At 70.4% G+C, this 21,876-nt stretch carries 17 protein-coding genes and 1 tRNA gene; 9 read left to right on the top strand and 9 right to left on the bottom strand.

Going from position 1 to position 21,876, the window contains the following annotated elements; all coding sequences use genetic code 11:
* The first annotated feature begins 91 nt into the window (after nucleotides 1–91).
* The 6 genes from OTB20_RS13805 (at nucleotide 92) to OTB20_RS13780 (ending at nucleotide 8,649) form a co-directional block, all read left to right on the top strand.
* Nucleotides 92–1,888 (top strand): ABC-F family ATP-binding cassette domain-containing protein, encoded by a 1,797-nt coding sequence (locus tag OTB20_RS13805; protein WP_267817504.1) that lies wholly within the window; start codon nucleotides 92–94, stop codon nucleotides 1,886–1,888.
* Between the two features lie 153 nt (nucleotides 1,889–2,041).
* Complete coding sequence (locus OTB20_RS13800) at nucleotides 2,042–3,718, top strand: PQQ-binding-like beta-propeller repeat protein (RefSeq protein ID WP_267817503.1); 1,677 nt, start codon at nucleotides 2,042–2,044, stop codon at nucleotides 3,716–3,718.
* Nucleotides 3,719–3,776: 58 nt separating this feature from the next.
* Nucleotides 3,777–5,492 carry a PQQ-binding-like beta-propeller repeat protein gene (locus tag OTB20_RS13795; protein WP_267817502.1) on the top strand — a complete coding sequence of 572 codons (1,716 nt, stop codon included), beginning with the start codon at nucleotides 3,777–3,779 and terminating at the stop codon, nucleotides 5,490–5,492.
* 133 nt (nucleotides 5,493–5,625) lie between these two features.
* Nucleotides 5,626–6,315: a response regulator transcription factor gene (locus OTB20_RS13790; protein WP_267817598.1), complete on the top strand. Its 690-nt coding sequence runs from the start codon at nucleotides 5,626–5,628 to the stop codon at nucleotides 6,313–6,315.
* A 97-nt stretch (nucleotides 6,316–6,412) separates the two neighbouring features.
* Nucleotides 6,413–7,387: a UDP-glucose 4-epimerase GalE gene (gene galE / locus OTB20_RS13785; RefSeq protein WP_267817501.1), complete on the top strand. Its 975-nt coding sequence runs from the start codon at nucleotides 6,413–6,415 to the stop codon at nucleotides 7,385–7,387.
* 476 nt (nucleotides 7,388–7,863) lie between these two features.
* Nucleotides 7,864–8,649, top strand: coding sequence for a response regulator transcription factor (locus tag OTB20_RS13780; protein WP_267817500.1), 786 nt, complete (start codon nucleotides 7,864–7,866; stop codon nucleotides 8,647–8,649).
* Here OTB20_RS13780 and OTB20_RS13775 read toward each other — a convergent pair.
* Entirely contained in the window at nucleotides 8,608–9,105 is a 498-nt protein-coding gene (locus OTB20_RS13775; protein ID WP_267756510.1) for a MarR family winged helix-turn-helix transcriptional regulator, read from the bottom strand. The two genes, OTB20_RS13780 and OTB20_RS13775, sit on opposite strands and share 42 nt — an antisense overlap.
* A 161-nt stretch (nucleotides 9,106–9,266) precedes the next feature.
* On the opposite strand from OTB20_RS13775, the gene OTB20_RS13770 reads away from it, so the two are divergent.
* Together OTB20_RS13770 and OTB20_RS13765 are read left to right on the top strand one after the other, a co-directional pair.
* Nucleotides 9,267–10,169: a trans-aconitate 2-methyltransferase gene (locus OTB20_RS13770; RefSeq protein ID WP_267817499.1), complete on the top strand. Its 903-nt coding sequence runs from the start codon at nucleotides 9,267–9,269 to the stop codon at nucleotides 10,167–10,169.
* Between the two features lie 2 nt (nucleotides 10,170–10,171).
* Complete coding sequence (locus OTB20_RS13765; protein WP_267817498.1) at nucleotides 10,172–10,537, top strand: VOC family protein; 366 nt, start codon at nucleotides 10,172–10,174, stop codon at nucleotides 10,535–10,537.
* 72 nt (nucleotides 10,538–10,609) lie between these two features.
* Here the strand turns inward: OTB20_RS13765 and OTB20_RS13760 are convergent, their stop codons facing one another.
* The 3 genes from OTB20_RS13760 to OTB20_RS13750 form a co-directional block, all read right to left on the bottom strand.
* Entirely contained in the window at nucleotides 10,610–12,349 is a 1,740-nt protein-coding gene (locus OTB20_RS13760; protein WP_267817596.1) for an FG-GAP repeat domain-containing protein, read from the bottom strand.
* A 262-nt stretch (nucleotides 12,350–12,611) separates the two neighbouring features.
* Entirely contained in the window at nucleotides 12,612–13,283 is a 672-nt protein-coding gene (locus OTB20_RS13755) for a TetR/AcrR family transcriptional regulator (RefSeq protein ID WP_267756575.1), read from the bottom strand.
* Nucleotides 13,283–14,263 (bottom strand): acyl-CoA desaturase, encoded by a 981-nt coding sequence (locus OTB20_RS13750; RefSeq protein ID WP_267817497.1) that lies wholly within the window; start codon nucleotides 14,261–14,263, stop codon nucleotides 13,283–13,285. Before OTB20_RS13750 ends, OTB20_RS13755 begins: the two co-directional genes overlap by 1 nt.
* 453 nt (nucleotides 14,264–14,716) lie before the next feature.
* On the opposite strand from OTB20_RS13750, the gene ppc reads away from it, so the two are divergent.
* The gene (ppc, locus tag OTB20_RS13745) at nucleotides 14,717–17,476 is read left to right on the top strand and encodes a phosphoenolpyruvate carboxylase (protein ID WP_420716386.1); all 2,760 of its coding nucleotides are present in this window, start codon (nucleotides 14,717–14,719) and stop codon (nucleotides 17,474–17,476) included.
* Nucleotides 17,477–17,584: 108 nt separating this feature from the next.
* Here ppc and pth read toward each other — a convergent pair whose 3' ends face one another.
* The 5 genes from pth to OTB20_RS13720 form a co-directional block, all read right to left on the bottom strand.
* Nucleotides 17,585–18,175, bottom strand: a complete 591-nt coding sequence (gene pth, locus OTB20_RS13740) for an aminoacyl-tRNA hydrolase (RefSeq protein WP_267817495.1) — start codon at nucleotides 18,173–18,175, stop codon at nucleotides 17,585–17,587.
* A 91-nt stretch (nucleotides 18,176–18,266) separates the two neighbouring features.
* Nucleotides 18,267–18,848 carry a 50S ribosomal protein L25/general stress protein Ctc gene (locus tag OTB20_RS13735; protein ID WP_267817494.1) on the bottom strand — a complete coding sequence of 194 codons (582 nt, stop codon included), beginning with the start codon at nucleotides 18,846–18,848 and terminating at the stop codon, nucleotides 18,267–18,269.
* A gap of 196 nt (nucleotides 18,849–19,044) precedes the next feature.
* Nucleotides 19,045–20,022: a ribose-phosphate diphosphokinase gene (locus OTB20_RS13730; RefSeq protein WP_112451977.1), complete on the bottom strand. Its 978-nt coding sequence runs from the start codon at nucleotides 20,020–20,022 to the stop codon at nucleotides 19,045–19,047.
* A 133-nt stretch (nucleotides 20,023–20,155) separates the two neighbouring features.
* The gene (gene glmU, locus OTB20_RS13725; RefSeq protein WP_267817493.1) at nucleotides 20,156–21,601 is read right to left on the bottom strand and encodes a bifunctional UDP-N-acetylglucosamine diphosphorylase/glucosamine-1-phosphate N-acetyltransferase GlmU; all 1,446 of its coding nucleotides are present in this window, start codon (nucleotides 21,599–21,601) and stop codon (nucleotides 20,156–20,158) included.
* Between the two features lie 110 nt (nucleotides 21,602–21,711).
* Nucleotides 21,712–21,783, bottom strand: a tRNA-Gln gene (locus OTB20_RS13720).
* Nucleotides 21,784–21,876 lie beyond the last annotated feature (93 nt).

Genomic DNA, 21,876 nt, shown 5'->3' with positions numbered 1-21,876 from the left:
CCGGGCGGCCGGCTTCCGGCGGAACGGTCCGGCACTTCGCGGAGGGTTAGGCTGAGGGGCTGATCCACACCCCTTCCCTGGAGCGCTCCTGATGGCCGTCAACCTGGTCAATGTCGAGGCAGTCAGCAAGGTGTACGGCACACGTACCCTGCTCGACGGCATCTCCCTCGGCGTATCCGAGGGGGACCGGATCGGTGTCGTAGGCCGCAACGGCGACGGCAAGACCACCCTCATCCGGATGCTCGCCAAACTGGAGGAACCCGACACCGGCCGGGTCACCCAGTCCGGCGGCCTGCGCATGGGCGTCCTGACCCAGCACGACTCCCTGGACCCCAAGGCCACCATCCGGCACGAGATCATCCGGGACATGGCCGACCACGAGTGGGCCGGCAACGCCAAGATCCGCGACGTCCTGACCGGCCTCTTCGGCGGCCTCGACCTGCCCGGGTTCGGCCAGGGTCTCGACACGGTCATCGGCCCGCTCTCCGGTGGCGAGCGGCGCCGCATCGCGCTCGCCCAGCTGCTCATCGCCGACCAGGACCTCCTCGTACTCGACGAGCCCACCAACCACCTCGACGTGGAGGGCATCTCCTGGCTGGCCAAGCACCTCCAGGAGCGCCGCTCCGCGCTCGTCTGCGTCACGCACGACCGGTGGTTCCTCGACCAGGTCTGCACCCGCATGTGGGACGTGCAGCGCGGTGACGTCCACGAGTACGAGGGCGGCTACAGCGACTACGTCTTCTCCCGCGCCGAGCGCGACCGCATCGCCGCGACCGAGGAGGGCAAGCGGCAGAACCTGATGCGCAAGGAGCTCGCCTGGCTGCGCCGCGGCGCCCCCGCCCGGACCTCCAAGCCGCGCTACCGCATCGAGGCCGCCAACGAGCTGATCGCCGACGTGCCGCCGCCGCGCGACAAGTCCGCGCTGATGAAGTTCGCCAACGCCCGCCTCGGCAAGACCGTCTTCGACCTGGAGGACGTGACCGTCCAGGCCGGCCCCAAGACGCTCCTCAAGCACCTCACCTGGCACCTGGGCCCCGGCGACCGCGTCGGGCTCGTCGGCGTCAACGGCGCAGGCAAGACCTCCCTGCTGCGCGCCCTCGGCGAGGCCGCCCGCACCCAGGGCGAGGTCCAGCCGGCCGCCGGCTCCGTGACGGTCGGCAAGACCGTCAAGCTGGCCTACCTCTCCCAGGAGGTCGGCGAACTCGACCCGTCCCTGCGTGTCCTGGAGGCCGTACAGCGCGTCCGCGACCGCGTCGACCTCGGCCAGGGCCGCGAGATGACGGCCGGCCAGCTGTGCGAGCAGTTCGGGTTCACCAAGGAGAAGCAGTGGACGCCCGTCGGCGACCTCTCCGGTGGTGAGCGGCGCCGACTGCAGATCCTGCGCCTGCTGATGGACGAGCCCAACGTCCTGTTCCTCGACGAGCCCACCAACGACCTCGACATCGAGACGCTGACCCAGCTGGAGGACCTCCTCGACGGCTGGCCGGGGTCGATGATCGTGATCTCGCACGACCGGTTCTTCATCGAGCGCACCACCGACACCGTCATGGCGCTGCTCGGTGACGCGAGCCTGCGGATGCTGCCGCGCGGTCTTGACGAGTACCTGGAACGCCGCCAGAAGATGATCGACGCGGCCGCTCCGGCGGCCCCGGCCTCCGCCGGAAAGTCCTCGGCCTCCGGGGACGCGCGAGCAGCGAAGAAGGAGCTGCAGAAGATCGAGCGGCAGCTCAACAAGATGTCGGACCGCGAGGGCAATCTGCACGCCCAGATCGCCGAGAACTCAACCGACTTCGACAAGGTCGCCAAGCTCGACGCCGAGCTGCGGGAACTCATCGCGGACCGGGACGAGTTGGAGATGCGCTGGCTGGAGCTCGCCGAGGAGGCGTAGCCTCCGGGGCCCGCGCACTCCAACTGGCCGGATAACGGCGGTATCACGGGCCGGTCCGCCCTTGGGAACAGGGAGCGGACCGGCCCGGCGCAGTTCTCGCCGGCAGTGATAGAAAGGGCTTCCTCCCACACCCGAAGCCGAAGGTATGCGCTGATGACCGAGCCGCCCCAGCCGCCGAACCAGCCGCCGAACCCTTCCGGTTACGGGCACCTGCCCGGGCCGCCGCCGTCCGGTTACGGGTTCCCGCCGCAGGCCGAGAACCCCTACGCGCAGCAGTCCCAGCCGCAGGGCCCCTACGGTCAGCAGCCGCCCGGGGGCTACGGCTTCCCGCCGCCGCCCCCGCACATGCCCCCCGGCGCCCCCGGCTTCCCCGGCGGCCCCGGCATGCCGCCGGGGCCGCCCGCCGGGCCGAAGAAGAAGCTCGCCGTGCTGATCGCGGCCGCCGTGGCCGGCGTCCTCGTCCTGGGCACCGGCGGCTATTTCCTGCTCTTCTCCGGCAAGGACAAGGCCGCCGACAAGGTCATCGGGCAGGACACCACGCCGCCCGCCGACGACAAGGCCTCGCCCTCCGCCTCCGCCTCCGTGGACAAGGGCGACGGCAGCGGCAACGGCGGTGAGGAGGAGCAGGACCTCAACGCCGGTCGCAAGCAGGGCGAGAGCAAGGTCCTCTGGTTCAAGACCAGCAAGATCGACGGCCCCGGCGCGGGCGTCGACTCCAAGGGGCAGTGGATCGTCGGGGACACCGTGGTCAAGACCCTCTGGAAGTCGGTCACCGGCTACGGGGTCAAGGACGGCAAGGAGAAGTGGACCCTCACGCTCCCCACCGTGATCTGCGGGGTCACCGACATGACCGCGGACGGCAAGACCGTCGTCATGTACAAGGACGGCGAGTCCAGCAGCGCAGTCTGCAACCAGATGCGGATGATCGACCTCAAGGCCGGCAAGGAGGGATGGTCGAAGGAGGTCCCGAAGGAAGGCCTCTTCGACATCTTCACCACCCCAGACCTCGCCCTCACCGGCGACGCCCTCGTCGTCAACCGGATGGGCACGACCAGCGCGTTCAAGGTCAGCACCGGGGACAAGCTCTTCGACAACAAGCGGGAAGAGGGCTGCCGGCCCACCGACTTCGTCGCCATGAACGGCAAGATGCTCGCCATCGCGACCTGCCAGGACACCGACAAGACCGTCCAGGTCATGGACGCCGACCCGGCCACCGGCAAGAACACCTGGATCTACAAGCTCCCCAAGGGCTTCCAGGTCAAGAACGTCTACTCCCTGGACCCGATCGTCCTCGACCTCTCCAACAGCGAGGGCAAGGAGCGCTCCATCGTGGTCCTCGGACCCGACGGCAAGCAGCGCACCACCGTCTCCGGCGAAGGAAGCTTCCCGGTCGGCTGCGGCGGCCTCTTCAACCGCTCGCTCCAGAGCTGTGGTTCCTCCTACGTGGACGCGAACACCCTCTACCTGCCCGCCAAGGCCGACATCGGCAAGGCGAACGAGATCGTCGCCTTCGACCTCGGCACCGGCAAGGTGAAGTGGCGCACCCCGGCCGGCGAGGGGCGCACCCTCACCCCGCTGAAGGCGGCGGGCGGTCAGGTCGTCGTCTACCGCGAGGCGGAGAGCGAGAAGGGCGGCGAGGTCCTCACGATCCCGGCCGGCGGGGGCACGCCCACCGCGGTCCTGCGCAACCCGTCCGGACCCGCCGCACCGGTGGAGAGCTCCTTCCTCTCCCCGGCCGTGGACTACGTGGACGGCCGGCTGTTCGTCTCCGCCTCCCACCTGCAGGCCGAAAACAAGAGCGAGAAGTTCCTGATGGTCTTCGGCAAGTGAGCGACCGCCGCGAGAACGAGCAGTCCGCCGAACCGCCCACCGAGAGGCAGTAGCACCGATGAGTACCCCGCCGCCCCCCAGCCAGCCGCCGTCCGGCGGGTTCGGCGCGCCCCCGCCCGTGCCCCCCGCCATGCCGGCCGGCCCTCCGCCGCTCCCGCCCCAGCCGCCGACGGTTCCGGCCGGTCCGCCCGCCGGGCAGGCCTCCCGGGAGCACCTCCCAGCGGTAGCTGGGGGAGGGTATCCGCAGGAGCAGTCCTACGGCTACCCGCAGCAGCCGCAGCCCGGCACCGCGCCCATGTACGCGGCCCAGAGCCCGGCGGCCCCCGCCGCCGGCGGCAGCAACGACGTTCGCACCCAGCTGATGATCGTCGGCGCGGCCCTGCTCGCCATCGTCCTCATCGTCGGCGGCGGCTTCTGGTACGTCTCCGGCGAGGACAAGGGCTCCGACGACCAGCCCGTGGCCGGCGGCAGCGCGAGCCCCGCCGCCGGCGGCGACAAGGCCCCGGGCGGCACCGAGAAGGCACCGGCCAAGACCAAGTCGAAGACCCTGGTCAACGTTCCGATGCCGGTGTCGGCCGAGCTCGTCCAGATCCCCGGCTCCTGGCTCACCGACACCACCTACGCCAAGTCCGACATGGGCAAGGTCGTCGGCTACAACGTGGCCGACGGCGCCAAGAAGTGGGAGATCCCCCTCGGCGCCAACGTCTGCGGCGCGAGCCGCTGGGTCTCGGACAACAAGACGGCGATCCTCTTCGACGAGGCTCTGCCGACGGCCGAGAAGCAGTACCAGCCGTGCAACCAGGTCGGCGTCATCGACCTGAACACCGGCAAGCTCCTGTGGAAGGCCAACGGCAAGTCCCAGAGCGGCGGCGACAAGCCCGTCAAGTTCGAAGAGGTCACCGTCAGCGGGCAGACCGTCGCCGCGGGCGGCCTGGACGGCGGCGCCGCCTGGAACCTCGCCGACGGCAAGCCCCTGTGGACACCCAAGACCGACGCGGACAACTGCGAGGACCTCGGCTACGCGGGCGGCCCGGCCCTCGCCGTGATCCGCCGGTGCGGCCGGTCCTCGGACTACGAGCTGTCCGCCCAGAGCCTCGACCCGGTCACCGGCGCGCAGAAGTCCTCGTACAAGCTCCCCGCGGGCCTGGAGTTCGCCCAGATCGTCTCCACCAAGCCGCTGGTCGTCGCGGTGGACATCAACGACACCGCCAAGAACGCCACGGGTGTCAGCGACCTGTTCGTCCTCGACGACGGGGGCCAGCTGAAGACGCGCATCTCGCTCACCTCGGGCAACTACGACCCCGAGTGCGGTGCCACCGATGTCGAGGACTGCGTCCACATGGTCGTCGGCAACGGCAAGGTCTACATGCCGACCCAGGAGCACAAGGGCACGACCGATTCCGGCCGCACCAACGAGATCGTCTCCTTCGACCTGACGACCGGCAAGCAGACCGCCGATCGCGGCGATGCCGGCGAGCGCTACACCGTGTACCCGCTGCGCATGGACGGCTCCAACCTCATCGCCTACAAGGTCCCGCCGTACGACGGCGGTGGCCAGGTCGTCTCCATCGACGGCAGCACGATGAAGGAAACCCTGCTCATGCAGAACCCGTCGAACAAGGAATCGCAGCGCGCCGAGACCCAGTACGTGCCGGACGCCCACGAATACCTCTACGGCAACGGGAGGCTCTTCATCGCCCGTACCGCCGTGAGTAGGAAGTCCTCCGTTTCCACCGACCCGTACTACAACTTCGTCTCCTTCACGACGGGCTGACGGCCACCACCCGCGCAGAACCCGAAGCCCCCGGAAGGCCCGCCCTTCCGGGGGCTTCTGCGCGGTATCCGCACCGGACCGTCGAACAAGCGTGTAGCTTGCCGGGTCAGAAGGGTCGGGGGTGGGTGCCTCAATGGGCGTACGGGTCGTGGTGGTCGACGAGCACCGGCTGCTGGCCGAGGCGCTCGCCTCGGCCCTGAAACTGCGTGGCCACCGGGTCCTGGCGGCCGCCGCCCCGGCCGCGGGCGCCGCCGAGCTGGTCATCAGCCGGGCCCCGGAGGTCTGTCTGCTGGGCACCGCCACGCCCGCCGAGCCCGGGGTCTTCGAGCCGGTCGTCCGCATCAAGCGGGAGCGCCCGCAGATCGCCGTGGTGGTCCTGGGCCCGGTGCCCAGCCCGCGGGGCATCGCGGCCGCCTTCGCCGCCGGCGCCTCGGGGTACGTACGCCACGACGAGCGCATCGAGGGCGTGGAGCGGGCCCTGGCCAAGGCCCGGGCGGGGGAAGTCGTGATCTCCCCGCAGCTGTTGCAGGGTGCCTTCGCCGAACTGCTCAACCCCGCGGCCCAGCCCGACGACGAGGGCAGCCGGCTGCTGCGGCTGCTCACCCCGCGCGAGGTGGAGGTGCTGGTCCGGGTCGCCGAGGGCGAGGACACCCGGCTCATCGCCGCCGGCATGGCCATCGCACCGAGCACCGCGCGCACGCACGTACAGCGGGTGCTGATGAAGCTGGGCGTGGGCTCTCGGCTGGAGGCGGCCGCGCTGGCCGCCCGTACCGGTCTGCTGGATCGGGCCGGCCCGCCGCCGTCCGGGAGTGCCGGGGCCTGATCCGGGCCGGGGATTTCCCCGGCGACGCGGTTTCCGGTATGCCGGTGACCAGCACGCGCACGGTGCGTGCGTTTCCCCGGCGAGAGGCAGTGGGCACGTGAGCGAGACGGCTTCTTCGAAATACCTGGTCACCGGCGGAGCCGGATACGTGGGCGGGGTGGTCGCGGCCCACCTCCTGGAGGCCGGCCACGAGGTCACCGTCCTCGACGACCTCTCCACCGGCTTCCGTTCCGGGGTGCCGGCCGGCGCCGAGTTCATCGAGGGCCGCATCCAGGACGCCGCCGAGTACCTCGACCCCTCCTACGACGGGGTCCTGCACTTCGCGGCCTCCTCGCAGGTCGGCGAATCAGTGGTGAACCCCGGCAAGTACTGGGAGAACAACGTCGGCGGCACCCTCGCCCTGCTGGCCGCCATGCGCGGGGCGGGCGTGCGCAGACTGGTGTTCTCCTCCACCGCGGCGACCTACGGGGAGCCCGGCGACGGGCCGCTGACCGAGTCCTCGGTGACCGCCCCCACCAACCCGTACGGGGCCTCGAAGCTGGCCGTCGACCACATGATCGCGGGGGAGTGCGTGGCGCACGGCCTCGCGGCGGTCTCGCTGCGCTACTTCAACGTGGCAGGGGCGTACGGGCAGTTCGGCGAGCTGCACGACCCCGAGACCCATCTGATCCCGCTGGTCCTGCAAGTGGCCCTCGGCGAACGGGAGTCCATCTCCGTGTTCGGCGAGGACTACCCGACCCCGGACGGCACCTGCGTACGGGACTACATCCACGTCGCCGACCTGGCCGCTGCCCACCTGGCCGCGCTGCGCGCCGCGGCCGAGGGGGAGCACCTGGTGTGCAACCTCGGCAACGGCAACGGGTTTTCGGTCCGCGAGGTCATCGAGACGGTCCGCAAGGTCACCGGGAAGGAGATTCCCGAGGTCGTGGCTCCCCGCCGGGCCGGCGACCCGGCCTTCCTCGTCGCCTCCGCCCGCACGGCCCACGAGCGCCTCGGCTGGACCCCGACCCGCTCGGACCTCACAGGCATCGTGACGGACGCCTGGAACTTCACCCGCGCCCGGCGCGGCTGACCCGGCAGGCAGCCCACGGCCGTACCCCTCCACCCGCGCCTCCGCCCCCATCAGGGTGGGGGCGCGCGTGCGTTCCGGGCGCGCCCTCGGCGAGCGCTTCACGCGGGCGCCTGGCGTGCACACGCCGAGTGAAATACACCTCGTGCAACTGCCCGCGGCACGCGCCCGGCAGGAAGGGATCTTCCGGCGGCGACAAGCAGGCGATTTCAAGCCACCTTTGAGCCCCGTCAGATGCGCCTCGCCGGAAAATGGCTCGGAAAACTTCTGCAATTCGGCCAACCATGCGCCGACACCGGCCCTACGCTGATGCGTGACACCGGTGGGGGCCGGTGTTGATTCAGGGGTCGAGACAAGTCGGGTACGACGTCCGGTCCGGGGTAGTGCAGAGATGTCACGGCGGCGGCCGCGACGCCTGCGGATCACCCGGTCCGGGCGTCGTACCCGCAGCCGTCCGTTCCCCGACCCTTGGGGGTTTTGTGGTCCGTATCCGGGTACTCGTGGTCGACGATCACCGCATCTTCGCCGAATCTCTCGCCGCCGCGCTCGCGGCCGAACCGGACGTGGACGTCTCCGCGGCCGGCAGCGGCCCCGCCGCGCTGCGCTGCCTCGAACGCGCGGTGGCCGAGGGCCGCCGCTTCGACGTCATGCTCGTCGACTCCGACCTCGCCGCCGTCGCCACGGGCGTCCCCGCGCAGCGGGAGCCGGGCCCCGTCCCACCCGCCGCCGACGGGATCGCGCTCGTGGCAGGCGTACGGGTGTCCCATCCCGGGGTCCGTACGGTCGTGCTCGCCGAGCGCGACGATCCGCGCCGGGCCGCCCAGGCGCTCCAGGCGGGAGCCTCGGGGTGGGTGGCCAAGGACTGCTCGCTCTCGCGGCTCCTGGTCGTCATCCGCGGTGTCCTGCGCGAGGAGACGCACCTCCCGCCCGCGCTGCTCACCGGAGTGCTCCGTGAGCTGACCGCGGCGCGCAAGCACCGTACCGACAGCGAACAGCTCGTGGAGTCCCTCACGCCGAGGGAACACGAGGTACTGCGCTGCATGGTGGCGGGGCTGGGCCGCAAGGACGTGGCCGCGCGGCTGTTCCTCTCCCCGCACACCGTCCGCACCCACATGCAGAACGTGCTGGGGAAGCTGGGCGTGCACTCCACGCTCGCGGCGGTGGCCCTGGCCCGGCGGGCCGGCGTACGGCCCGCGGACCTGCCGGGACTGCCGGGGCAGGGACTAGCCGGGGATGTTGTCGAACGGAGCGGTCAACTGGCGTAGCAGGGCCGCGAGATCGCCGCGCTGCGTCCGCGAGAGCTGGCCCAGGATCGCCCGTTCCTGGGCCAGCAGCCCGGCGAGCGCCTGGTCGGCGCGGTCGCGGCCCTCGGGGCTGAGGCGCACCAGGACCCCGCGGCGGTCGTTGGGGTCCGGCAGTCGCTCGACGAGGCCCTTCTTGGCGAGCCGGTCGATGCGGTTGGTCATGGTCCCGGAGGTGACCAGGGTCTGGGTCAACAACTGGCCGGGGGAAAGCTGGTAGGGCGCGCCGGCCCGCCGCAGCGACGTCAGGACGTCGAACTCCCAGGGCTCCAGGCCGTGCTCGGAGAACGCCAGTCGGCGGGCGCGGTCGAGGTGCCGCGCGAGCCTGCTGACTCGGCTGAGTACCTCGAGTGGTTCCACGTCGAGGTCAGGGCGTTCCCGCCGCCATGCCGCGACCAGTCGGTCGACCTCGTCCTCCATGCCGATCAGTGTAAAGGGTCTGTCGACATGAAGTCTCTTTAAATCGAGTATCTCGATCTCGTGCATCTTGACGTCAAGATATATTTTGCGCCACCATGGGGCATGGAGGGGGCCGGAGCAGCTTCCGGTTCCGCCCCGCACCGCCAGTAGGAGGCTCGAACATGCATTCCGATACCGCGCCGGCCAGGATTCCCGCGTCGAACAGCGCCACGACGACACCCGAGGCCACCGCGAGCGAGGCGCCCACCGCGCCGACCGCCCCCACCTGGGACCCCCAGCAGTACCTCCGGCACGCCGGCCACCGGGCCAGGCCCTTCCTCGACCTTCTGGCCCGGATACCCGAGCTCCCCTCCCGGCCCGCCAGGATCGCCGACCTCGGCTGCGGCCCCGGCAACGTCACCGCGCTCATCGCGGAGCGCTGGCCCGAAGCCCACATCACCGGCTACGACCTCTCCCCCGAGATGCTCCACCGCGCCGACGCCGAACACGCCGGCCCCACCCAGGGCGGCGGCCGGCTCGACTTCCGCCACGGCGACCTCGCCGACTGGCTCCCGGAGGAGCCCTACGACCTGATCGTCTCCAACGCCGCCTTGCAGTGGGTCCCCGGCCACGCCGCATCCTTCTCCCCCTGGATCCACGGACTGCGCCCCGGCGGCACCTTCGCCTTCCAGATCCCCGGCAACTTCACCGCCCCCAGCCACCGGATCCTCGCCGAGCTGTGCGACACCCCGCGCTGGAGGGCCCGGCTCGCCGGACACGGAGCCCGCTACATCCACATACTCGAACCCGCCGGATACCTGCAGCGGTTCACCGAGCTCGGCTGCGCCGCCGACGTGTGGGAGACCACCTACCACCAGCTGCTCCAAGGCCCCGACCCGGTACTGGACTGGGTCAAGGGCACCGCGCTGCGGCCCGTACTCACCGCGCTGGCCGAAGACGCCGAGGCCGCCGGGTCCTTCCTCGACGAGTACCGCGCCCTGCTGCGCGAGGCCTACCCCACGGGCCCCCGCGGCACCGTCTTCCCGTTCCGCAGGATCTTCGCCATCGCCCGCAGGGAGGCCTGACCGTGCTCGCCGGCGTCGACCACGTCCAGCTCGCGGCGCCACCCGGCTCGGAGGACCGGCTCCGCGCCTACTACGCGCAGGTCCTCGGCATGACCGAGATTCCCAAGCCGCCGGTGCTCGCGGCGCGCGGCGGCTGCTGGTTCGCCGCCGGGCCCGTCCAGCTCCACCTCGGCGTCGAGGACGACTTCCGCCCCGCACGCAAGGCCCACCCGGGACTGCGGGTCACCGGCATAGAGGCGTACGCGAGGAGACTGCGGGAACGCGGCGCCGGGGTCGTCTGGGACGACCATCTCCCGGGCCACCGCCGTTTCTACTCCGAGGATCCGGTCGGCAATCGGCTGGAGTTCCTGGAACCCACCGTCGGCTGACCCGGCCCACGTACGACGGCGCCCCGCCACCGGTTGTCCGGTGACGGGGCGCCGTCGTACGTGCGGGACCGCTTACTGCAGCTCGACGTAGGCGTTCCAGCCGCCGCCGAGGGAGGTGCGGTCCTTGAAGGTGTTCAGGCCCGTCAGGCCCGTCGCCTTGTACAGGAACGCCTGCCCGGCGGAGTCGACGCCGACGAGGTCGGTACGGCCGTCACCGGTGATGTCGCCGGTCGCGACCAGCTTGGTCAGGCCGTTCCAGCCGGTGCCGATCTTGACCCGGTCGCCGAAGCCGGCGCTGCCGTTGCCCGGGTAGGCCCACAGCGTGCCGTCGGTACCGCGGGCGAGCAGGTCGGCGCGGCCGTCACCGGTCACGTCGCCGGCGCCGAAGAGCTTGTTGTAGATGCCCCAGCCGGCGCCCAGGCGGACCCGGTCGCGGAACTGGTAGCCGTTGCCGTAGCTCCGGTAGAGCCACAGGACGTTGGACTTGTCGCGGGCGAGCAGGTCGCCGTTGCCGTCACCGTCCACGTCGCCCACACCGACGAGGGAGTTGTATATGTCCCAGCCATGGCCCACGAGGGTGCCGTTGCTGTAGAGCGCGCCGCCGCCCGAGAAGAGCCAGTTGGAGGTGTTCTCGGCGCCGAACGAGGAGGCCACGGCCATCTTGACCTGGTTGACCGGAACTTCGCCGGTCGCCGCGACCTGCTGGCGGTCTTCGAAGCCGCCGTTCATCCTGCCGAAGTAGGCGAAGACGGCGCCGCCGCTGGTGCGGGCCAGGAGATCGGAGCGGCCGTGCGCGGGCACGCCGCCCTGGCCGGCGAACAGGTTGGTGTACTGCCAGTTCGTGCCCATCGCGGTGCGGTCGGCGAAGCCGCCGGCGCCGTTCGAGCCGTAGCTCCACATCTTGCCGCTCGGGTCACGGCCCACGAGCCAGCTGCCGCCCTGGGTGGCGGTGAGCACCTGGAGCTGGTTGTACATGTTCCAGCCGGTGCTGCTCTTGATCCGGTTCCCGAAGACGCCGGAGGTACGGCCGGTGCCCGGGTAGACGTACAGCACGCCGGCCGGCGTGGCCGCCAGCAGGTCGTACTTGCCGTCGTCGTTGAAGTCGCCGCCGCCGACGATCTGGGAGTACATGCCCCAGCCGCCGCCGAGGGAGATCCGGGAGCCGTAGGGGCTGCCCGAACCGGCCGTGCCCTTGCCCGGGTACAGGTACAGGGCGCCGGCGGGCGTGCGGGCCAGCAGGTCCGCGTTGCCGTCGCCGGTCACATCGCCGACGCCGGTGACCTTGTTGTAGATGTTCCAGCCGTTGCCGGACCAGCCGGTGCGATAGGCGCCGTACTTGTCCGCCGACAGCAGCGAGAGCTTGCCGGTGACGGAGAGCGTGAGGATCTCCGGGCGCCCGTCGCGGTTGAGGTCGCCCGCCTCGATGACGTCCTTGAAGTCCTCGCCGGAGCCGGCGCCTTCGACGTAGTACTCCGGGTCCTGCGTGTCGTTGAAGGTCTTCAGGTACGACGCGTTGCTGAGGCCGCGATAGAGGATGTCCTGCCAGCCGTCACCGTCGACGTCGAACAGCGCGGGCACGGGATTGGCGGCAGCCTTCGTGCCGGGCTGCTGCTTCTTCTGCGCGTCGGTCTTGGCCTTGGGCGCCGCGGCCTTCGGCCGGACGCCCGTGGCGCGGTCGTCGACCTTGGGCCGTTCGGCCTTCGGCGCGGACACGGGCTTCTCATCGGCCGAGACCGGACCGGAAAGGATCATGCCTGCCGCGAGGGCGAGGGCGGTGCAGGCCGCAATGCGGCCGGAGCGCGAGGAGCGCATGAAAGACAAGAGGTCTCCCTGGTGAAAAATCAGGTGAAACCGGGTGGAACGGGGTCGCCTACGGCGCGCGGCAGAGCTGCGCTGCACATCAGACGGCATTCCCCCCCGGGAAGTAACCGAAGGCTACCCGCGTGACAGGTGTTTGCCATAGTGATTAGGAGGGTAATTTTGATCGCGTTCAGAACACAAGAGTGCCCGGGCCTCCCGACCCGGGCACCAGGCACGACGTCCCCGCTCGCGCACCGCGAGCAGGCGAGTGCGCTCAGCTCTTGCGGTGGCCCACCAGGCGGGGCTTCGCCTCGAGGTTCTCCAGGCCGTGCCAGGCCAGGTTCACCAGGTGCGCCGCCACCTCCGCCTTCTTCGGGCGGCGCGTCTCCAGCCACCACTGGCCGGTCAGCGCCACCATACCCACCAGTGCCTGCGCGTAGAGCGGGGCCAGCTTCGGATCGAAGCCGCGGGCCTTGAACTCCAGGCCCAGGATGTCTTCGACCTGCGTGGCGATATCACTGATCAGTGAGGCGAAGGTGCCCGTCGACTGGGCCACGGGGGAGTCCCGGACCAGGATCCGGAAACCGTCCGTGTAGTTCTCGATGTAGTCCAGCAGGGCGAAGGCCGCCTGCTCCAGCAGCTCCCGCGGGTGCCCGGCCGTCAGCGCGCCCGTCACCCCGTCCAGCAGCTGGCGCATCTCCCGGTCAACGACGACGGCGTAGAGGCCTTCCTTGCCGCCGAAGTGCTCGTACACCACCGGCTTGGAGACTCCGGCCTTCGCCGCGATCTCCTCGACCGACGTGCCCTCGAACCCCTTCTCGGCGAACAGGATGCGGCCGATGTCCAGCAGTTGCTGACGCCGTTCGGCGCCCGTCATCCGGACCCGGCGGCTGCGCCTGGGCTTCTCGCTGCTGGAGCTGCTGCCGTCGTTTCCCACGCCCCCCATCATGCCGCGTTCGACACTTCTTCCTTGCGCCGGGCGTCGATGCGGGCCTCGGACGGCCAGCGGACGTCGGACGCCCATCCCAGCTGTTCGAACCAACGGATCAGCCGCGCGCTGGAGTCGACCTGGCCGCGCAGCACACCGTGCCGGGCCGAGGTCGGATCGGCGTGGTGCAGGTTGTGCCAGGACTCACCACAGGACAGCACCGCCAGCCACCACACGTTGCCGGAGCGGTCGCGCGACTTGAACGGGCGCTTGCCCACCGCGTGGCAGATCGAGTTGATCGACCACGTCACGTGGTGCAGCAGCGCGACCCGGATCAGGGAGCCCCAGAAGAACGCCGTGAAGGCGCCCCACCACGACATCGTCACCAGACCGCCGACGACCGGCGGGATCGCCAGCGAGAAGATCGTCCAGAAGAGGAAGTCGCGCGAGATGCGGCGGATCGCCGGGTCCTTGATCAGGTCGGGGGCGTACTTCTGCTGGTCGGTCTGCTCCTCGTCGAAGAGCCACCCGATGTGCGCCCACCACAGGCCCTTCATCAGGGCCGGCACCGTCTCGCCGAACCGCCACGGCGAATGCGGGTCACCCTCGTGGTCGGAGTACTTGTGGTGCTTGCGGTGGTCGGCCACCCAGCGCACCAGCGGTCCCTCGACCGCCATCGAGCCCATGATCGCCAAGGCGATGCGCAGCGGCCGCTTCGCCTTGAAGGATCCGTGCGTGAAGTAGCGGTGGAAGCCGATGGTGATGCCGTGGCAGGTCAGGAAGTACATGAACACCATCAGGCCCACGTCCAGCCAGCTCACCCCCCAGCCCCAGGCCAGCGGAAGCGCCACCAGCACTGCCAGGAAGGGGACGGTGATGAACAGCAGCAGCGCGATCTGCTCCACGGACCGCTTGCTCTCACCGCCGAGGGTCGCGGACGGCACGGACGCGCCGGAAGACGCGGAGGCGTCCTCGATCACGTCGGGACTGATGGTCATAGGTGTGTCCCCTGAGGGTGAGGGAGTCGGCAGGCGCGCCGCCCGGCCACCCGTCCCTACGGACGCGTAACCTACGGCAACGTAAGTATGGCAAAGGTCCCTGGCGGGGCAAGAGGAGCGCGCCCGGAGCCCGGTTCCACGGCGCCGCCGCGCCCCCGGCCCCAGGGCGCCGCGCCCGCCGGTCCCACGGCACTGCACCCCCGGTCCCACGGTGCTTCGCCCGGGCCCATCGGCCCGCGCCCGAGGGCCGTCGTCCCGCTAGGTGACACAGGGACCTGGTCACCGGTACGGGCCACCTATCCTGGTGTCGTCGGACAGCGCGGTCCGCACGGGCAGCCCGAGCTGCGCATCAGGAGCGGTGGCACCGCCGGACCCAGGTCCGGACGGCCACCACCGCGCGCATCCGGGGCCCACCTCCCAGTAGCGCTCGAAACACTGCAAGGAGCCGCACCTGTGAGCAGTGCCGACCAGGCCCACTCGACCAACGCCGCGTCCACCTCCGGCGCTGCCAATGCCGAGCTGCGTGCGGACATCCGCCGCCTCGGCGACCTCCTCGGCGAGACCCTCGTACGTCAGGAGGGCCAAGACCTCCTCGACCTGGTCGAACGCGTCCGAGCCCTCACGCGCACCGACGGCATCGCGGCCGCCGAGCTGCTCGGCGACACCGACCTGGAGACCGCCGCCAAGCTGGTGCGCGCCTTCTCCACGTACTTCCACCTCGCCAACGTCACCGAGCAGGTGCACCGCGGCAAGGAGCTGCGCGCCCACCGCGCCGCCGAGGGCGGTCTGCTGGCCCGCACGGCCGACATGCTGAAGGACGCCGACCCCGAGCACCTGCGCGAGACGGTCAAGAACCTCAACGTCCGCCCCGTCTTCACCGCGCACCCCACCGAAGCGGCCCGCCGCAGCGTCCTGGGCAAGCTGCGCCGCATCGCGGCCCTCCTGGAAGAGCCCGTCGCGGGCGCCGGCGAGCGCCGCCGCCACGACCTGCGCCTCGCCGAGAACATCGACCTCGTCTGGCAGACCGACGAACTGCGCGTGGTCCGTCCCGAGCCCGCCGACGAGGCCCGCAACGCGATCTACTACCTCGACGAGCTGCACGCCGGCGCGGTGGGCGACGTACTCGAGGACCTCGCCGCCGAGCTCCAGCGCGTCGGCATCGAGATCCCGGCCGGTACCCGTCCGCTCACCTTCGGCACCTGGATCGGCGGCGACCGCGACGGCAACCCCAACGTCACCCCCGACGTGACCCGGGACGTGCTGATCCTCCAGCACGAGCACGGCATCACCGACGCCCTGGAACTCATCGACTTCCTGCGCGGACTGCTGTCGAACTCCATCCGCTACACCGGCGCCACCGAGGAACTCCTCACCTCCCTCCAGGCCGACCTGGAACGCCTCCCCGAGATCAGCCCGCGCTACAAGCGGCTGAACGCCGAGGAGCCGTACCGCCTCAAGGCCACCTGCGTCCGGCAGAAGCTCCTCAACACCCGCGAGCGCCTCGCCAAGGGCATCCCGCACGAGGAAGGGCGCGACTACCTCGGCACCGCCGAGCTGCTCACCGACCTCACCCTCATCCAGACCTCCCTGCGCGAACACCGCGGCGCGCTCTTCGCCGACGGCCGCATGGACCGCACCATCCGCACGCTGGCCGCCTTCGGCCTCCAGCTCGCCACCATGGACGTACGCGAGCACGCGGACGCCCACCACCACGCGCTGGGCCAGCTCTTCGACCGGCTCGGCGAGGAGTCCTGGCGCTACGCCGACATGCCGCGCGACTACCGCGGCCGGCTCCTGGCCAAGGAGCTGCGCTCGCGCCGCCCGCTGGCGCCCACCCCGGCCCCGCTCGACGCCGCCGGGCAGAAGACCCTCGGCGTCTTCGGCGCCATCAAGGACGCCTTCGAGAAGTTCGGCCCCGAGGTCATCGAGTCCTACATCATCTCGATGTGCCAGGGCGCCGACGACGTCTTCGCCGCAGCCGTCCTCGCCCGCGAGGCCGGCCTCATCGACCTCCACGGCGGCTGGGCCAAGATCGGCATCGTCCCGCTGCTGGAGACCACCGACGAGCTCAAGGCCGCCGACGTCATCCTCGACGAGATGCTCGCCGACCCCTCCTACCGGCGCCTCGTCTCCCTGCGCGGCGACGTCCAGGAGGTCATGCTCGGGTACTCCGACTCCTCGAAGTTCGGCGGTATCACCACCTCCCAGTGGGAGATCCACCGCGCCCAGCGCCGGCTGCGCGACGTGGCCCACCGCTACGGAGTGCGCCTGCGCCTCTTCCACGGCCGCGGCGGCACCGTCGGCCGCGGTGGCGGCCCCTCGCACGACGCGATCCTCGCGCAGCCCTGGGGCACCCTGGAGGGCGAGATCAAGGTCACCGAGCAGGGCGAGGTCATCTCCGACAAGTACCTCGTCCCCTCGCTGGCCCGCGAGAACCTTGAGCTGACCGTCGCGGCCACCCTCCAGGCCTCCGCCCTGCACACCGCCCCGCGCCAGTCCGACGACGACCTGGCCCGCTGGGACGCCGCCATGGACATCGTCTCGGACGCCGCGCACGACGCCTACCGCGAGCTGGTCGAGGACCCGGACCTGCCCGCGTACTTCTTCGCGGCCACCCCCGTCGACCAGCTCGCCGACCTGCACCTGGGCTCGCGCCCCTCGCGCCGCCCCGACTCCGGCGCCGGGCTCGACGGACTGCGTGCGATCCCGTGGGTCTTCGGCTGGACCCAGTCCCGCCAGATCGTCCCCGGCTGGTACGGCGTCGGCTCGGGCCTCAAGGCCCTGCGCGAGGCCGGCCAGGACGCGGCCCTCGGCGAGATGGGCGAGCGCTGGCACTTCTTCCGCAACTTCCTCTCCAACGTCGAGATGACGCTGGCCAAGACGGACCTGCGGATCGCCCGGCACTACGTCGACACCCTCGTGCCCGACGAGCTCAAGCACGTCTTCGCCCGCATCGAGGCCGAGCACGAGCTCACCGTCCGCGAGGTCCTGCGGATCACCGGAGGCGAGCAGCTCCTCGACTCCAACCCGGTGCTCCAGCAGACCTTCTCGGTCCGCGACGCCTACCTGGACCCGATCTCCTACCTCCAGGTCTCCCTGCTGGCCCGCCAGCGGGCGGCCGCCGAGCGTGGCGAGGAAGCGGACCCGGTCCTGTCCCGGGCCCTGCTCCTGACCGTCAACGGTGTCGCGGCGGGCCTGCGCAACACCGGCTGAGCCCCTGCCCCTTCCACGACGGAGCCCCCGCCACCGGATCGATCCGGTGGCGGGGGCTCCGTCGTGGGCCCGGCTTTGGGCCGCGGTTGTCGGCCTCAGCTGTCCGCCTCAGCTGTTGTAGGTGGACTGCGCGCGCTCCAGACCCTCCTCGATCAGGCACTCCACGGCGTCCGCCGAACGGTCCACGAACCAGTCCAGCTCCTTGCGCTCCGTGGAGGAGAAGTCCTTCAGGACGAAGTCCGCGACCTGCATCCGGCCCGGCGGCCGGCCGATGCCGCACCGCACCCGGTGGTAGTCCGGGCCCATGGACTTCGTCATCGACTTCAGCCCGTTGTGGCCGTTGTCCCCGCCGCCCAGCTTCAGCCGCAGGGTCGGGTAGTCGATGTCCAGCTCGTCGTGGACCGCGATGATCTTGTCGAGCGGCACCTTGTAGAAGTCCCGCAGCGCGGTCACCGGGCCGCCGGACAGGTTCATGAACGACTGGGGCTTGGCCAGCACGACGCGCCGGTTCGAAGGCCCCGGCGGGCCCATCCGGCCCTCGACCACCTGTGCGCGGGCCTTGTGCGCCTTGAACTTGCCGCGCATCCGCTCCGCCAGCAGATCGGCCACCATGAAGCCGATGTTGTGGCGGTTGCCCGCGTACTCCGCACCCGGGTTACCGAGACCCACGATCAGCCAGGGCGCCGCGTCGTCCGACATCAAAAGCTCCTTATACGAAGACGACCGCCGTCCCGCTCCAGTGGAGCCGGACGGCGGTCGTTCAGCAAGTGCTGAGAGAGGGGCGCGAGGCTCAGGCCTCGGTGCCCGCACCCTCGGCGGCCGGCTCCTCGCCCTGCGGGGCGACGACCTGCAGGACGGCGAGGTCGCCGTCGACGGCCAGGGTGGTGCCGGCCGGAAGGACCAGGTCCTTCGCGTGCACGGTGGCGCCGGCCTCGAGGCCCGCGATGGAGACGGTGACCTCGGTCGGGATGTTGGTGGCCTCGGCCTCGACGGAGATCGTGTTCTGGAGGGTCTCCAGCATGTTGTTACCGGCGGCCAGCTCGCCCTCGGTGACGATCGCGACGTCGACGGTGACCTTCTCGCCCTTCTTGACGATCAGGTAGTCGACGTGGGAGATCGAGCGCTTCAGCGGGTACTTCTGCACGGCCTTCGGGATGACCAGCTCGGTGCCGCCGCCGTCGATGTCCAGGGAGAGCAGGACGTTGGCGGTACGCAGCGCCAGCGCCAGGCCGTGGCCCTCGACGTCGACGTGCTTCGGGTCGGTGCCGTGGCCGTAGATGACTCCGGGAACGAGACCGTCGCGACGGGCCTGACGGGCAGCGCCCTTGCCGAACTGGGTGCGGGTCTTGGCGGAAAGCTTGACCTCGGACATGCTCACTCCTCGTGGGGTGACGGAAAGGAACTCGAACGTCACCCGGCCGGAACACGGCCTGCTACGAAGAGCGCGTCGATAACGGAGCACCGGAACCTGTTCGGAAACAGGTACGGCCTCCCTCGCCGAGCAACTCGAGGAGTGTACCCGGCGGGAAGGCCGTACCCAAAAACGATCTAGCGCTGTACCGCTGTGCCTACTGCTGCTCTTCGAACAGGCTGGTGACCGAGCCGTCCTCGAAGACCTCGCGCACGGCGCGGGCGATCATCGGGGCGATGGACAGCACCGTGATCTTGTCGAGCTCCAGGTCGGACGGGTCCGGCAGGGTGTTCGTGAACACGAACTCGCTGACCTTGGAGTTCTTCAGGCGGTCGGCGGCCGGGCCCGACAGGATGCCGTGCGTGGCCGTCACGATGACGTCCTCCGCGCCGTGCGCGAAGAGCGCGTCGGCGGCGGCGCAGATGGTGCCACCCGTGTCGATCATGTCGTCGACCAGGACGCAGACGCGGCCCTTGACCTCACCGACGACCTCGTGGACGGTCACCTGGTTGGCGACGTCCTTGTCGCGACGCTTGTGCACGATCGCCAGCGGCGCGTCCAGACGGTCGCACCAGCGGTCGGCGACGCGCACGCGGCCGGCGTCCGGGGAGACGATCGTCAGCTTGGAGCGGTCGACCTTGGCACCCACGTAGTCCGCGAGGACCGACAGGGCCGAAAGGTGGTCGACCGGGCCGTCGAAGAAGCCCTGGATCTGGTCGGTGTGCAGATCGACCGTGAGGATGCGGTCCGCACCCGCGGTCTTCAGCAGGTCCGCGACCAGTCGGGCCGAGATCGGCTCGCGGCCCTTGTGCTTCTTGTCCTGGCGGGCGTAGCCGTAGGACGGGACGATCACGGTGATGGAGCGTGCCGACGCGCGCTTGAGCGCGTCGATCATGATCAGCTGCTCCATGATCCACTTGTTGATCGGAGCCGTGTGGCTCTGGATCAGGAAGCAGTCCGCGCCACGCGCCGACTCCTGGAAGCGGACGTAGATCTCGCCGTTCGCGAAGTCGAAAGCCTTGGTCGGCACGAGGCCGACACCGAGCTGGTGCGCGACCTCCTCGGCCAGCTCGGGGTGGGCGCGGCCGGAGAAGAGCATCAGCTTCTTCTCGCCGGTCGTCTTGATCCCGGTCACAGCACTGTCTCCTCAGACGTGGGAAAGCTGCTCGCCCCCATGTGCGTCCGTCCCGCACACGGTGAGCCAGCCGAATTGCGTTCACCTATCACGGTACGCCGTCTCGGGCGCAGCCGTTTCCGGTCAGTTCACCTCAGCGTTGGGCGGAGTCCTCGTCGACTGCCGACTGAGCCGCCGTGGCAGCCGCACTCCCCGGACGCTTGCGGGCCACCCAGCCCTCGATATTCCGCTGCTGGCCACGGGCCACGGCGAGGGCGCCGGGCGGCACGTCCTTGGTGATCACGGATCCGGCGGCCGTGTAGGCGCCGTCCCCGATGGTGACGGGCGCCACAAACATGTTGTCCGAACCGGTCTTGCAGTGTGAGCCGACGGTCGTGTGGTGCTTGTGCTCACCGTCGTAGTTCACGAAGACGCTGGCCGCGCCGATGTTCGTGTAGTCGCCGATCGTCGCGTCGCCGACGTAGGACAGGTGCGGGACCTTGGTGCCCTCGCCGATCGTCGCGTTCTTCATCTCCACGTACGTACCGGCCTTGGCCTTGGCGCCCAGGTTCGTGCCCGGACGCAGGTACGCGAAGGGTCCGACGCTCGCGGACTCGCCGACGACGGCGGTGTCCGCCACCGTGTTGTCCACCCGGGCGCCCGCGCCGACGCGGGTGTCCTTCAGGCGGGTGTTGGGGCCGACCTCGGCGCCCTCGGCGATGTGCGTGGTGCCGAGCAGCTGGGTGCCGGGGTGCACGATGGCGTCCTGGCCGAAAGTCACCGTCACGTCGACGAGCGTGCTCGCCGGGTCGACGATCGTCACGCCGGCGAGCATGGCGCGCTCCAGCAGACGGGCGTTCAGCAGCGCGCGGGCCTCGGCGAGCTGAACCCGGTTGTTGATCCCGAGGATCTGCCGGTGGTCCGCGCCCACGGCCGCGCCGACACGGTGGCCGGCTTCGCGCAGGATGCCGAGTACGTCGGTGAGGTACTCCTCGCCCTGGCTGTTGTCGGTGCGGACCTTGCCGAGCGCGTCCGCGAGGAGGGCGCCGTCGAAGGCGAAGACCCCGGAGTTGATCTCGCGGATGGCGCGCTGGGCGTCGGTGGCGTCCTTGTGCTCGACGATGCCGGTGACCGCCCCGTCGTCGCCGCGGACGATCCGGCCGTAGCCGGTGGAGTCGGGGACCTCGGCGGTCAGCACGGTGACGGCGTTGCCGTCGGACTCGTGCGTGGCAGTCAGGGCGGCGAGTGTCTCGCCGGTCAGCAGCGGGGTGTCGCCGCAGACGACGACCACGGTGCCGGCGGGCTGGCCGCCCAGCTCTTCGAGGGCCATCCGGACTGCGTGCCCGGTGCCGTTCTGCTCGAACTGGACCGCGGTGCGGACATCGGTGTCGATCGCGGCGAGGTGCGCGGTGACCTGTTCGCGGGCGTGGCCGACGACGACGACGAGGTGGTTCGGGTCCAGCTCGCGGGAGGCGGCGACGACGTGACCGACGAGCGAACGCCCGCTGATCTCGTGCAGAACCTTGGGTGTGGCCGACTTCATGCGGGTGCCTTCACCCGCTGCGAGTACGACGACGGCTGCCGGGCGGTTGGCGCTCACGGGTGTGCCCTTCGGCTTCGGGTGGTGGACCCGTGAAGGATACCGGTGGGTTTGAGGCCCTAAACGAGGCAGGGCCCCGGCCTTGTTGGTCGGGACCCGGACCGGCTGTGCTCCCCCGCCAGGACTCGAACCCGGACTTAAGGCACCAAAAGCCTCAGTGCTGCCAATTACACCACAGGGGATTAATCAACTAAACCGGACATCTCGCCCTGATGGTTGAGTCGACGGCACCTACTATGCCGCACCGGGCGCCCTGAATGCGACGGTACAAATCC

The organism is Streptomyces sp. H27-H1 (genome assembly GCF_026627445.1).
In the GTDB taxonomy this organism is placed as follows: domain Bacteria; phylum Actinomycetota; class Actinomycetes; order Streptomycetales; family Streptomycetaceae; genus Streptomyces.
Note: the sequence above shows the minus strand (reverse complement) of the source record. Positions and strands in the feature narration are given on the sequence as shown.

Coding starts and splice junctions, on each gene's coding strand:
- OTB20_RS13755 (WP_267756575.1), bottom strand. CDS start 13,283: ATGGGGGGCGTGGGAAACGACGGCAGCAGCTCCAGCAGCGAGAAGCCC.
- OTB20_RS13750 (WP_267817497.1), bottom strand. CDS start 14,263: ATGACCATCAGTCCCGACGTGATCGAGGACGCCTCCGCGTCTTCCGGC.
- OTB20_RS13795 (WP_267817502.1), top strand. CDS start 3,777: ATGAGTACCCCGCCGCCCCCCAGCCAGCCGCCGTCCGGCGGGTTCGGC.
- OTB20_RS13775 (WP_267756510.1), bottom strand. CDS start 9,105: ATGGAGGACGAGGTCGACCGACTGGTCGCGGCATGGCGGCGGGAACGC.
- OTB20_RS13735 (WP_267817494.1), bottom strand. CDS start 18,848: ATGTCCGAGGTCAAGCTTTCCGCCAAGACCCGCACCCAGTTCGGCAAG.
- OTB20_RS13770 (WP_267817499.1), top strand. CDS start 9,267: ATGCATTCCGATACCGCGCCGGCCAGGATTCCCGCGTCGAACAGCGCC.
- OTB20_RS13800 (WP_267817503.1), top strand. CDS start 2,042: ATGACCGAGCCGCCCCAGCCGCCGAACCAGCCGCCGAACCCTTCCGGT.
- pth (WP_267817495.1), bottom strand. CDS start 18,175: ATGTCGGACGACGCGGCGCCCTGGCTGATCGTGGGTCTCGGTAACCCG.
- OTB20_RS13760 (WP_267817596.1), bottom strand. CDS start 12,349: ATGCGCTCCTCGCGCTCCGGCCGCATTGCGGCCTGCACCGCCCTCGCC.
- OTB20_RS13805 (WP_267817504.1), top strand. CDS start 92: ATGGCCGTCAACCTGGTCAATGTCGAGGCAGTCAGCAAGGTGTACGGC.
- OTB20_RS13790 (WP_267817598.1), top strand. CDS start 5,626: ATGGGCGTACGGGTCGTGGTGGTCGACGAGCACCGGCTGCTGGCCGAG.